We start from the raw sequence: 12178 nt of genomic DNA on the forward strand, positions 1-12178 counted from the left end.
ATAGTGCCGTCCTCCTGGACGAGGAATTCCTCTCGAAGGGTGCAAACGACCGTGCGCCCGTCCTGTGAAGACGGGCGCACGGAACGAGAGATCAGGCGCGGGCGGCCTCGGAGACGCGACGGGCGGCCGCGAGAGCCTGGTCGAGGTCGGCCTTGAGGTCCGCGACGTTCTCGATCCCGACCGAGAGCCGCACCAGACCCGGGGTGACACCCGCGGTGAGCTGCTGCTCCGGGGAGAGCTGGGAGTGCGTGGTCGAGGCCGGGTGGATGACGAGCGAGCGCACGTCGCCGATGTTGGCGAGGTGGCTGAACAGCTCCAGCGAGTTGACGAACTCGCGTCCCGCATCGACGCCGCCCTTGAGCTCGAAGGACAGCACCGCGCCGACGCCCTTCGGGGCGTAGCGGTTCGCGGCGGCGTACCACGGCGAGCTCGGCAGACCCGAGTAGTTCACCGAGGCGACGTCGTCGTGGGCGTCCAGCCATTCCGCGATCTCCTGGGCGTTCTGCACGTGCCGCTCGATGCGCAGCGACAGGGTCTCGATCCCCTGGATGAGCTGCCATGCGCTCTGCGGCGAGATCGACGCTCCGAGGTCGCGCAGCAGCTGCACACGCGCCTTGATGATGTAGGCGAGGCCGTCGCCGACCGCCTGCGTGAAGACCGCGCCGTGGTAGGACGGGTCGGGCGTGGTCAGGCCCGGGAACTTCTCGGCGTGGTCGGTCCAGGAGAAGCTGCCGCCGTCGACGATCGTGCCGCCGATGACGGTGCCGTGGCCGCCGAGGAACTTCGTGGCCGAGTGCACGACGATGTCGGCGCCGTGCTCGAGCGGACGGATGAGATAGGGCGTCGCGATCGTGTTGTCGACGATCAGCGGCACCCCGGCCTCGTGGGCGGCGTCGGCGACGCCGCGGATGTCCAGAACGTTGATCTGGGGATTGCCGATGGTTTCGGCGAAGAAGAGCTTCGTGTTCGGGCGCACCGCGCGGCGCCACTCCTCGATGTCGTCCTGGTTCTCGACGAAGGTCACCTCGATGCCGAGCTTGGCGAGGCTGTACTTGAAGAGGTTGTAGGTGCCGCCGTAGATCGAGCTGGAGGCGACGAAGTGATCCCCGGCCTGGGCGATGTTGAGCACGGCGAAGGTCGACGCGGCCTGACCCGAGGCGAGCAGGAGCCCGCCGGTGCCGCCCTCGAGAGCGGCGATGCGCTGCTCGACGACGTCCTGTGTCGGGTTCATGATGCGCGTGTAGATGTTGCCGAACTCGGCCAGCGAGAAGAGGTTCGCCGCGTGATCGGTGTTGTCGAACACGTACGACGTGGTCTGGTAGATCGGGGTCGCGCGCGCCTTCGTCGTGGGGTCGGGCTGTGCTCCGGAGTGGACCTGCTTGGTCTCGAAGCGCCAATTCTCGGGTGCGGACATCACTCGCTCCTGTGGTCGTGAGGGGCTCGCGGCGGGCGTCGCGGGCCGATTGCGAGACTACGGACAGCCGTGCCCCGTGACAACGGTCGGGAAATGTGACGTAACCTTCCGGCTGGCCGCGGGCGCCCTCTCGGCGGCGATACGGTGGGGACATGACCAGGCGTGCAGTGGTGACCGGTGCCAGCTCGGGGATCGGGGAGGCGACAGCCCGGGCGCTGCGCTCGGCGGGCTGGGACGTCGTCGCCGTGGCCCGCCGCGCCGAGCGGCTGGAGGCGCTCGAGGCGGAGATCGGCGCCACGGCGTTCGCGGCCGACCTCACCCGCGAGAGCGATGTCGCGGCGCTCGCCTCGTTCCTGGCCACCTCCGGGCCCGTGCACGCCCTCGTGCACGTGGCGGGTGGCGCGCGCGGCACCGACCGCGTCGAAGACGGCTCACCCGACGACTGGCGATGGATGTTCGAGGCGAACGTCATGTCGGCACAGCGTCTGATCGCGCGGCTGCTTCCCCTCCTGCGGGAGGCCGCCGACACCTCCGGTCACGCGGACACCCTGTTCGTCACGTCGACCGCCGCGCAGACCGCGTATGCGGGCGGCGGCGGGTACAACGCCGCGAAGGCAGGAGAGTCGATGCTCGTGCACGCCCTCCGGCTGGAGCTGAACGGAGAGCCGATCCGCGTCGTGGAGGTCGCACCCGGCATGGTCTACACCGAGGAGTTCACGCTGAACCGGCTCGGCGGCGACCAGCTGGCGACCGACCGCGTCTACGAGGGTGTCGAATCCCCGCTGGTGGCCGATGACGTCGCCGACGTCATCGCCTACGCGCTCTGCACGCCCGGGCACGTGAACCTGGACCTGATCACCATGCGACCGGTGGCGCAGTCCGCGCAGCACCTGCTGGCGCGCGGCCCGCTCCGGGTGCGCCCGCCCGCCGACGTCTGATCAGATGATCTGCGACTCGCCGGCGACCGCGTCGGCGGACTCGGGCACCTCGTCGGCGAAGGCGACCTTGGGTACGAAGAACAGCAGCACCGCGGCCAGGAGGCCGCCACCGGCGCAGATCGCCCACACCGTGATGTAACCGCCGAGCGAGGCCGCGGTGGAGCTCGCAGCCGCCCCGACGCCCGCGGCGAGCACGACGCCGAAGACGGCCGAGGCGAAGGTGCCGCCGATGGTCTTGGTGGTGTTGGTCAGGGCGGATGCGACGCCGGTCTGACCTCGGGGAGCGGCCGCGGCCGCTGCGGCGGGCATCGCGGCGACGAGAGCGCCCGATCCGATGCCCGCGATCACCATGTTCATCAGCACCTGCCACAGCTCGACGTGGAGTGGGATGAACAGCAGGTACCCGACGCCCACGAGGGCGGATGCGCCGATGAGGACGATCCGGGGGCTCGCACGCCGGGAGGTGGCAGCGAAGAGCACCGCGCCGACGATCAGGGAGACGAGATACACCCCGATGAGGTTCGAGCGCGCGGTGGCGTCGAGTCCGAGTCCGTACCCGAGCGCGCTGTCGGTGCCGGCGTAGGTCGAGAGCGGGCCCTGGGCGCCGAGCAGACTGATGCCGATGAGGAAGGCCGTGACCTGCACGGGCCACATCTCCGGGCGGCGGAAGACGCGGATGTCGATGGCGGGATCGCTCTGGCGCAGTTCGAAGCGCACGAAGAGCACGAGTGCGGCGACGCCTGCGGCCAGCAACACCCAGGTCCAGACGAACGACGGGCCGCTGAGGCGGAGGAACGTGAGCGAACCGGTGACGAGCAGCAGTCCGATGGTGAGGATGACGAAGCCGAGCGTGTCGAGTCGGCGTCCGGGAAGCGGCTCGGACTCGGGTACGCCGAACAGGATCACGAAGAAGCATGCGGTGACCGCCACGGCCGGGATCACGAGGGTGACGGTGAGGTTCTCGGCGGTGGCGGCGAAGATGCGTCCGGCGGCCAGGGCGCCGAGGATCGCACCGGCCTGCAGGCCCACGACGAGCAGGCCGGCGGCGCGGCGGGTCGCGGAGACGCCGTGTCGCGCGCGGCGGCCGCGTTCGAAGATCAGGGCCACTTCCAGGGGCAGCCAGACGACATAGAAGCCCTGGAGGGCCCAGGCGATCAGGAAGACCCAGAAGTTGTCGGCGAAGGCGACCCACCACGTCGCGCCCGCGGTGAGCACGGTCGCGATCAGGAGCACCTTCTTGTGCCCGTACATGTCGCCGAGCTTGGCGAGCACGGGCACGACGATCGACGACAGCAGCAGCTGGGCCGCCTCGAACCAGTTGACGTCGGCGTCGGTGATGCCCAGATGCACGACGATGTCGCTGAAGAGGGGCACGTAGTACCCCTGCAGGATGCCGCTGGTGATCTCGACGACGATCAACCAGCCGATGAGGCCGGCCGTGATGCCGAGCGCTGATCGGCGGAGCACGGGAGTCGGGTCGGTCACGGGGCGAGACTACACCTCGCTCCAGGCGCGCGACGGCGGGCCATAGGCTGGAGACTCCAGGAAGGGAGACCCGTTGGAGATCGAGCGCGAGACGTTGTCGTGGGACGGATTCGGAGAGGCGTGCCGGGACCTCAGTCGTCGCATCGTCGCGGACGGCTTCGTGCCGGAGGTCGTCGTCGCCATCGCACGCGGCGGGCTGCTGCCCGCCGGGGCGATCGCCTACGGGCTCGGGGTGAAGAACTGCGGGGCGATCAACGTCGAGTTCTACACCGGCATCGGCACCGTTCTGGATGCACCCGAGGTGCTGCCTCCGGAACTGGACATGGCCTATCTCGCGGAACGCCGCGTGCTGCTGGTCGACGACGTCGCCGACAGTGGCCGCACGCTCGCGCTCGCGGTCGACCTGCTCGCGACGCAGGGTGCCGACGTGCGGTCGGTGACGATCTACACCAAGCCGTCCACCGTCATCCAGCCCGACTATGCGTGGAAGGACACCGCGCTGTGGATCGACTTCCCGTGGTCGGCCCAGGGCTCGGTGATCGAGGAAGACGCGGCCTGACGTGCCACGGACGCTCGACGAACTCGCCGCCGACGGGCTGATCGACGAGGGATGGGCGCAGGCCCTGGCTCCCGTCGCCGCCGACATCGCTCGACTCGGCGACCGGTTACGCGCCGAGACCGCGGCGGGGCGCTCGTACCTGCCGGCCGGGGATCACGTGCTCCGCGCGTTCTCCCGCCCGCTCCAGGACGTGAAGGTGCTGATCGTCGGGCAGGATCCCTACCCGACGCCGGGTCACCCCATCGGACTGTCGTTCGCCGTGGACGCGCACGTGCGCCCGCTGCCGCGAAGCCTCGCCAACATCTACCGCGAGCGGCACGACGACCTCGGCATCCCGCCCAGCGAGCACGGTGACCTCACGGCATGGAGCGACCAGGGCGTGATGCTGCTGAACCGCGTGCTCACGGTCGCTCCGGGTGCGCCGGGTTCGCACCGCGGCTGGGGATGGGAGAAGGTCACCGAGCACGCCATCCGCTCCCTCGTCGACCGGCATGCGCCGCTGGTGGCGATCCTCTGGGGGCGCGATGCGGCCACCGTGCGGCCGCTGCTGGGCGACACCCCCGTTGTGGCCTCCGCGCATCCCTCTCCGCTGTCGGCCAGCCGAGGGTTCTTCGGATCGCGCCCGTTCTCCCGCACGAACGAGCTCCTGCGGGAGGCCGGTGCCGATCCGATCGACTGGCGTCTGGCCGAACGCGCGTAGGCTGGCCGCATGCTGGAGGAGGAATACGACAAGAGCCGTCGTTCGCTGCCCCGCCACCTGCGGCGCCGCGCCGACCGCGAGCGTCCCTTCAGCTTCGAGATCCGGCCCGCGCGGGAGGCCGACATCCCCGATATCCGCGAGATCTACAACTACTACGTCACGAACTCCGTGGTCACCTTCGACGAGAAGCGGTGGACGCTCGGGCAGTGGCGGGAGAAGTACGACCACCTGACCAAGCTCGGTCTTCCGTTCCTCGTTGCCGAGTCGCCGTCGGGGCAGGTGCTCGGATACGCGCTCGTCGCGCCCTGGTCGGGCAAGTCCTCCTTCCGCTACACCGTCGAGAACTCCATCTACCTCGGCCAGGCCGCAGCCGGGAAGGGCCTCGGACGCGCGCTGCTGGAAGCCCTGATCGCCGCGTGCGAGGAGCAGGGCATCCGAGAGATCGTCGCCGTCATCAGCGACAAGGGGGCGGAGGCCTCGATCGCGCTGCACGAGAAGCTCGGCTTCGAAGAGGTGGGGCGCATGGGCCGCGTCGGTTTCAAGTTCGGCCGCTGGCTCGGCACGGTCTACCTGCAGAAATCGCTCAAGCCCCGGAAGAAGGCCAAGCGCGGCCTGTTCTCACGCTGACCGCGCTCACGCGCTGCCGCCGGCGTTCCTCACGGCCTCGATGAGGTCGCGCCACGGTCCGAGGACCGCTCGGTCGGGCAGCGCGGCATGCCGCTCGTCGTCGGTATCCCACCGAACGGTGACCTGCCAGGCGAAGCGATCGGCACCCGACGGCTCCTCGGGGGGAACCTCGTGCCACGGACACCGGGCGACGAGATCGGTCAGGCGTCCGTCGTCGGGTGCGGGATGCGCGGCCCACTGCCGCGGAACGCCCGCGATCCCGCCGGTTCGTCGCACCACGACGGCGACGAGATGCGGCGCGGTCGCATCGCTTGCCGTGTCGGGCTCATCCGGTGCTGTCATCGATCACACCGACGCCGGACCAGGCCGAACGCACGGCATCGGTTTCCTCCGAGACCTCACCGTACACCGCGGCGGCGGTGGCGATCGTGGCGCGTGCGAAGGTGACGAAATCGCACGTTCGGGGGAGGACGCGGGAGACGAGGGTGTCGTACCAGATGCGGCCCGCGCGCTCCCACGCCCATCCGCCGAGTGCGGTCGCGACGAGGTGGAACGCCTTGTTGGGGATGCCGGAGTTGATGTGCACGCCGCCGTTGTCGTCGGCGGTGACGACGACGTCGCGCATGTGCGCGGGCTGGGGATCGCGACCGAGCACATCGTCGTCGTAGGCGGTGCCGGGCTGCGCGAGCGAGCGCAGCGCCATCCCCTGCACCTGCTCGGTGAAGATCTCGGCGCCGACGAGCCAGCTCGCCTCCCGCGCGGTCTGCCAACGGGCGTGCTGCTCGGTGAGCACCCCGAACACGTCGGAGAGGGACTCGTTGAGAGCACCAGATTGACCGACGTAGTCGAGCCCGCCCTCGTCTTCGGTGACGCCGTGCGCGAGTTCGTGGGCGATGACGGACAGGGAACCCGTGAAGCCTCGGAACACCTCGCCGTCTCCGTCACCGAAGACCATGCGCTCGCCGTTCCAGAACGCGTTGTCGTAGGCACGGCCGTAGTGCACGCTCGCCAGGAGCCTGCCGCCCTCGGCATCGATGCCGGCGCGGCCGTAGACATCGCGGAAGAACGACGCCGTGGCGCCCAGCCCGTCGTAGGCCTCGTCGACCACGGCGTCGGCCGTCGGAGGTTCGCCCTCCCGTCGCACCACGACGCCGGGGAGCTCCTCGCGGTGCTGCGCGTCGGCGATCTCGCGTGGGGCGGCCGGAGTCGACGAGACAGCTGAGCGGATGCGCGGGGCAGCCGCAGGGGCCGGTCGGTACTCCCGGTGCACCTCGAGGGTCGCGCGTGCGGCGTGGGCTGCCCGCTCCCATCGTGTCTCGGGCACGGCGGCGATGCGGGCGAGGAGATACGGCGGGACGATCCCCGGCGCGGACGGGACACGGCGATCTGCGGACATGTCCCGAGGTTAGGGCGATGCTCCGACACGCGAAAGCGATCAGGAGCGCGGGGGCTCGATCGTGGGGATGGAGGCCAGCAGTCGCCGTGTGTACGCCACCTGCGGTTGAAGAAGCACCTTCTCGGTGGGTCCCTCCTCGACCACGCGGCCGTCCTTCATCACGATCACGTCGGTGCAGAGGTTCTGCACGACACCGATGTCGTGGGAGACCATCACGAGGGTGAAGCCCTCGTCGCGGCGCAGGTCGTCGATCAGGCGCAGGATCTGCGCGCGTACCGTGACGTCGAGGGCGCTCATCGGCTCGTCGCCCACGAGCACGCGAGGTCGATGCACGATCGCGCGCGCCAGGGCGATCCGCTGGCGCTGTCCGCCGGAGAACTCGTGGGGATACCGCGCGGCCATGGCCGGGTCGAGCCCCACCCGTTCCAGCGTCTGGCGCACCCGCGCACGCCGGTCGCCGTCGATCCCGAGTGCGAACAGCGGTTCGCCGACGATCCGTCCGACGCTCATCCGCGGGTCGAGGGAGCCATAGGGATCCTGGAACACGATGCCGGTCTGACGGCGCAGCCAGTGCAGCTCCCGCGCGCGCCCCCGGGCGTCGACCCGGCGGCCGTCGAACTCGACGGTTCCCGCGGTGGGGGCGTCGAGGCCGAGAAGCACGCGCACGAGGGTGGATTTCCCCGAGCCCGACTCGCCGATGATGCCCACGCGCGCTCCGGCGTCGATGTCGATGTCGACATCGTCGAGGGCGGTCGTCCAGGTCGGCGCGGCGAAGGGTGCCGGGCGCGGTCCGCGAAAGCGGCGCACGAGCCCGCGGGCACGGAAGGCCGGCGCGGTCATGCGCCTGCTCCCGGGCGCCACAGGGTGGCCGTGGCATCGCGCAGCAGGCCTTGCGTGACCGCCGAGACCGGGCGGGAGAGCAGGTCGGCCACCGGCGCCGATTCGACGACGCGCCCGTCTTCGAGCACGACGCCGTAGCTCGCGATCTGCGCGAGGACGGCCAGGTCGTGGGTGATGAACACGAGCGACATGCCGTCGTGCTCCACGAGAGAGAGCAGCAGGTCGAGGATCTCGGCTTGGATCGTGACATCCAGCGCCGTCGTGGGTTCATCGGCGATGAGCAGTGCGGGACGGCCCGCGAGTGCCATGGCGATCGCGGCGCGCTGCCGCTGGCCGCCGGACAGCTGGTGCGGGTACCGGGAGACGATGCCCTCGGGATCCGCCAACGACACGCGTCGTGCTTCGTCCACCGCGCGCGCGGCCGCCGCGCGTCGAGAGAGGCCTTCATGGATGCGCGCGGGCTCGCCGATCTGTCGCCCGATCGTGCGGATCGGATTCAGCGCCGTGCGCGGCTCCTGGAACACGATGCCGATCTCGTCGCCCCGCAGGCGCGCGAGCTCGCGATCGGGCATCCCGAGGATCTCTTCTCCCTTCCACCGCACGCTGCCGCTCGCGACGGCCCCCTCCGGCAGCAACCCGAGGATCGCCAGTGCCGTGAGGGACTTGCCGGACCCGGATTCGCCGATCAGCCCCAGCCGCGCCCCGGTGGGCACGGCGAAGCTCACGTCGTCGACGACGCGGCGCCCGTCGATCTCGATCTGCAGGCCGGTGACCTCGAGGCTCATGCGACCACCTCCGGCACATGGGAGTGCGCTTCGCGCGCAGCGCCGCCGCGTCGGGCGAGCGTCGGGTCGGTGGCCTCGCGCAGGGCGTCGCCGAGCAGATTGAGCCCGAGCACCGTGATCGTGATCGCCAGCCCCGGCCACACGACCGAGAGCGGATACACCGTGATGTAGCTCTGCAGCTCGGCCAGGAGCAGGCCCCAGCTGGGTTCGGTGACCGGCGCACCGAACCCGAGGTACGACAGGCCCGCTTCGGCGAGCACGGCCACCGCCATCGCCCACGACAGCTGCACGATGAACACGGGGGCGACGTTGGGGAGCAGATGGATGCCGAGGTTCTGCAGCGGAGTGAGGCCTGCGGCACGGCCGGCGAGCACGAAGTCGCTGTGCAGCACGCGACGCAGTTCCGGACGGGTGACCCGCGCGACGTTGACGCCGAATCCGATCCCGACGGACCACACGACCACCGCGAGCGACCCGCCCCAGACCGAGGAGATCATCATCGCGATCAGCAGCACAGGGAAGGCGATCATGACGTCGACGAGAACGGCGGTGGATTCGCGGATCCACCGGGCGGTGAGGGCCCCGAGCGCCGCGAGGGCGATGCCGATCACGGTCGCGATCACGCCCGCCCCGACCGCGACGACGACGGTGGTGCGTGCTCCGGCCATGATGAGGCTGAGGATGTCGCGGCCGGAAGCGTCGGTGCCGAGCACGTGGGGCCATCCGGGAGCTGCCCACCGCCCGGGGATGTCGACCTGCTGCGGATCGAACGGGGTCCAGAACAGCGACACCGCCGCCGTCACGACGACCGCGGCCGCCACGGCCAGTCCGAAGCGTCCGGTCGACAGTGCCCACAGGCGGGCGAGCGCGCCGCGTCGGGTCGGGGAGGTCATGCCGCCTCCCGCTGTCGCGGGTCGATCGACCGATGCAGCAGGTCGACGAGGAACCCGACGATGAGCACGAACCCGGTGAGGGCGAGCAGCTCACCCTGCACCATCGGCAGATTGCGATTCTGCACGTCGTCGACGAGCATCCGGCCGATGCCGGGCAGTGAGAACAGCTCCTCGATGACGACCGCGCCGACGATGATGCCGGCGACCTGGAGGCCGAGGACCGAGACCACCGACAGGCCCACGTTGGGCAGACCGTGCCGGAGCAGAGCGTCTGTGCGGGTGAGCCCCTTCGCCGCGGCGGTGCGGACGTAGTCCTGTCCGATCGCCTGCAGCGTCGCCGAGCGCACGAAGCGCATCAGCATGGCGCCCTCGACCGCGCCGATCGTCAGTGCCGGCAGCAGGAGCGCGCGCAGCGCTGCGGCCGGGTCGGCCCACCCCGCGCGAGGGAAGCCCTGGGCCGGCAGCCATCCGAGCCAGACGGCGAAGACGACGACCAGCATCATGCCCGCCCACACGACGGGGACCGCAGCGATGGTCTGGGCGCCCACGGTCAGGCCCGTGCCGAGGGCGCGACCGCGCTGCAACGCCGACAGCACGCCCAGGGGAGCGCTGATGAGCAGGGCGAAGGTCATGGCCAGGATCCCGAGCGGGACCGTGACACGCGCCTTCTCCGCCAGTTCCGTGACGACCGGCGTGCCGGTCAGCAGCGACGAGCCGAGGTCGCCGCGGAACACGCCGCCGATCCAGTCCAGGTACTGGGCGGGAAGCGGGGCATCCAGGCCGAGGCTCGCTCGGATGGCGGTGACCTGTTCGGGGGTCGCGTTCTGCCCGGCGATCACCTGTGCGATGTCACCGGGCAGCACGCGCAGCGTGAGGAAGATCACCACGCTGGCCACGAACAGCCCGAGCAGCAGCAGGGCCAGCCGTGTCAGCGCGTAGCGGATCACCCGTCGCTCTTGGTGATCTCTGCGAGTCCCAGGCGCTCGTTGACGTTCGTCGAGGGCATGTTCGAGATGTTAGTCCCCACCGCGAGCACCGAGGCGCCGTTGTACAGCCAGTCCGCCGCCGCATCCTCCGACACGCTGCGCGCCGCCTCGGCGAGCAGCGCCTCGGCTTCGGCGGGGTCCGTTGCTGCGACCGACTGCGCGTACAGGTCCTGCACCTCGGGGTTGTCGTAGGTGAAGTAGTAGTCGGGGTTCGCCCAGTTCTCGAAGTCGTGCGCCTCGGTGTGCAGCACGAAGCTGAGCTCGTAGTCCTTGTTCGTGTACACGTCGTTGAGCCACGTCGGGAAATCGACCGACTCGACCTCGAGCGTGATGCCGACCTCGTTGAGGTTCGACACGAGGATCTGCGGGATCGTCGTCGGGTAGAAGTTCGGGATCGTGAGGGTCAGCTCGAGATCCTCCGCGTCGGCGTCGGCGAGCAGCTCCCGAGCCGCCTCGGGGTCGTACGGCGCCACGTCGGACAGGTCTTCGTGTCCCGGGTCGAGCGGCGGGATGGGACCGTACAGCGTCTGGCCGGACTGGGCCGCTTCGATGAACGCCTCGTGGTCGATCGCCTGGCGAATCGCCTGGCGCACGCGCTGATCGGCCAGCGGGCTGTCCTCGGTCTGGTTGAACGCGAGCGTGCCCTTGTCGGTCGACTCGCCGAGCACCAGCTCGAAGTCGCCTCCCTCTTCGACCTGGTCGCCGAGGGTGGCGTCGAACCCGGTGAGCACGTCGACCTCGCCGGCGAGGGCGGCGTTGAGCGCGGCCTGATTGTCGGGGATGTAGTCGAACACGACCTCGGCGACGCCCGCGGGTTCTCCCCAGTAGGTCTCGTTGCGCACGAAGGTGATGCTGTCGCCCTGCAGCCAGTCGTCGAGGACGAACGGGCCGGTGCCGTTGGCGTCGGTCTGGTAGTCGACCTCGTCGCCCTCCTTCAGCACGATCCCGGCGCGTCCGGTGAGATTCCACAGCAGCGTCGAGTCCGGCTCGGACAGTGTGAGGGTGATCGTCTGGCCGTCGGCAGTGATGGACTCGACGTTCGCCAGGCGCGACGAGTCGCGCCACTCCGGCGTGTCGCGACGGGTCTCGAGAGACCAGACGACGTCGTCGGGCGTCAGCTCCTGTCCATCGTGGAAGGTGACGCCCTCCCGCAGCTCGAACGTGTACGTCAGACCGTCCTCGGAGACCTCGTAGTCGCTGGCGAGAGAGGGCACGATCTCCTGGTCGGCGGTTCGGGCGACCAGGCCCTGGTAGACGTTGTCGATCAGGATCTGGTCGAGAGCGGCCCCCGCGGTCTGACGGATGTCGAGGTTTCCCGGCTCCAGCACGAGGCGGATGACGACGGAGGCGTCGGGGTCGGCAGCGGCCGAGCTCGTCGGAGCCGGCTCATCGGAGCCGCCGGTGCAGGCGGTGAGCACGAGGGCGCCGGCGACGAGCAGCGCACCGGCAGCGCGCAGGGGACGACGGGGCATGGTGGTCCTTTCGGGGGCATCCGCGGCGAGGTCGCCGGTTGCGAGCGACCGCGGTGGACACGAGGATCCTCGTGCGACACAAC

At 70.1% G+C, this 12178-nt stretch carries 13 protein-coding genes; 4 read left to right on the plus strand and 9 right to left on the minus strand.

The genetic code is table 11. The features are described from left to right. Positions 1–91: 91 nt before the first annotated feature. The gene (locus ACGG9C_RS08270; protein WP_071045349.1) at positions 92–1414 is read right to left on the minus strand and encodes a bifunctional o-acetylhomoserine/o-acetylserine sulfhydrylase; all 1323 of its coding nucleotides are present in this window, start codon (positions 1412–1414) and stop codon (positions 92–94) included. A 152-nt stretch (positions 1415–1566) separates the two neighbouring features. Between ACGG9C_RS08270 and ACGG9C_RS08275 the strand changes: the two genes are divergently transcribed. Beyond that, positions 1567–2352, plus strand: coding sequence for an SDR family oxidoreductase (locus tag ACGG9C_RS08275; RefSeq protein ID WP_390178519.1), 786 nt, complete (start codon positions 1567–1569; stop codon positions 2350–2352). Here the strand turns inward: ACGG9C_RS08275 and ACGG9C_RS08280 are convergent, their stop codons facing one another. Then, a complete protein-coding gene (locus ACGG9C_RS08280) occupies positions 2353–3837 on the minus strand; it encodes an MFS transporter (RefSeq protein ID WP_390178520.1) in 1485 nt (494 codons plus the stop codon). A 73-nt stretch (positions 3838–3910) separates the two neighbouring features. On the opposite strand from ACGG9C_RS08280, the gene ACGG9C_RS08285 reads away from it, so the two are divergent. Genes ACGG9C_RS08285 through ACGG9C_RS08295 form a run of 3 tightly spaced genes read left to right on the plus strand, consistent with a single transcriptional unit; the run spans position 3911 to position 5723 of the window. Further along, complete coding sequence (locus ACGG9C_RS08285; protein WP_071045346.1) at positions 3911–4396, plus strand: phosphoribosyltransferase; 486 nt, start codon at positions 3911–3913, stop codon at positions 4394–4396. Position 4397: 1 nt separating this feature from the next. Next, the gene (locus tag ACGG9C_RS08290) at positions 4398–5096 is read left to right on the plus strand and encodes a uracil-DNA glycosylase (RefSeq protein ID WP_390178521.1); all 699 of its coding nucleotides are present in this window, start codon (positions 4398–4400) and stop codon (positions 5094–5096) included. 9 nt (positions 5097–5105) lie between these two features. Next, positions 5106–5723, plus strand: a complete 618-nt coding sequence (locus ACGG9C_RS08295; RefSeq protein ID WP_071045344.1) for a GNAT family N-acetyltransferase — start codon at positions 5106–5108, stop codon at positions 5721–5723. A 6-nt stretch (positions 5724–5729) separates the two neighbouring features. Here ACGG9C_RS08295 and ACGG9C_RS08300 read toward each other — a convergent pair whose 3' ends face one another. Genes ACGG9C_RS08300 through ACGG9C_RS08330 form a run of 7 tightly spaced genes read right to left on the minus strand, consistent with a single transcriptional unit; the run spans position 5730 to position 12095 of the window. Continuing rightward, complete coding sequence (locus ACGG9C_RS08300; protein ID WP_071045343.1) at positions 5730–6065, minus strand: protealysin inhibitor emfourin; 336 nt, start codon at positions 6063–6065, stop codon at positions 5730–5732. Further along, positions 6049–7119 carry a M4 family metallopeptidase gene (locus ACGG9C_RS08305; RefSeq protein ID WP_390178522.1) on the minus strand — a complete coding sequence of 357 codons (1071 nt, stop codon included), beginning with the start codon at positions 7117–7119 and terminating at the stop codon, positions 6049–6051. Before ACGG9C_RS08305 ends, ACGG9C_RS08300 begins: the two co-directional genes overlap by 17 nt. 39 nt (positions 7120–7158) lie before the next feature. Further along, a complete protein-coding gene (locus ACGG9C_RS08310; protein ID WP_390178523.1) occupies positions 7159–7959 on the minus strand; it encodes an ABC transporter ATP-binding protein in 801 nt (266 codons plus the stop codon). Continuing rightward, positions 7956–8744, minus strand: coding sequence for an ABC transporter ATP-binding protein (locus ACGG9C_RS08315; RefSeq protein WP_390178524.1), 789 nt, complete (start codon positions 8742–8744; stop codon positions 7956–7958). Before ACGG9C_RS08315 ends, ACGG9C_RS08310 begins: the two co-directional genes overlap by 4 nt. Continuing rightward, complete coding sequence (locus ACGG9C_RS08320) at positions 8741–9637, minus strand: ABC transporter permease (RefSeq protein ID WP_286721025.1); 897 nt, start codon at positions 9635–9637, stop codon at positions 8741–8743. The genes ACGG9C_RS08315 and ACGG9C_RS08320 overlap by 4 nt, the downstream gene beginning before the upstream one ends. Continuing rightward, the gene (locus ACGG9C_RS08325) at positions 9634–10584 is read right to left on the minus strand and encodes an ABC transporter permease (protein ID WP_390178525.1); all 951 of its coding nucleotides are present in this window, start codon (positions 10582–10584) and stop codon (positions 9634–9636) included. The genes ACGG9C_RS08320 and ACGG9C_RS08325 overlap by 4 nt, the downstream gene beginning before the upstream one ends. Further along, positions 10581–12095 (minus strand): ABC transporter substrate-binding protein, encoded by a 1515-nt coding sequence (locus tag ACGG9C_RS08330; protein ID WP_390178526.1) that lies wholly within the window; start codon positions 12093–12095, stop codon positions 10581–10583. Before ACGG9C_RS08330 ends, ACGG9C_RS08325 begins: the two co-directional genes overlap by 4 nt. Between the last annotated feature and the right edge of the window lie 83 nt (positions 12096–12178).

It is taken from the genome of Microbacterium sp. MTN4-26, assembly GCF_042846595.1.
GTDB classification, from domain to species: Bacteria; Actinomycetota; Actinomycetes; order Actinomycetales; family Microbacteriaceae; genus Microbacterium; species Microbacterium luteum.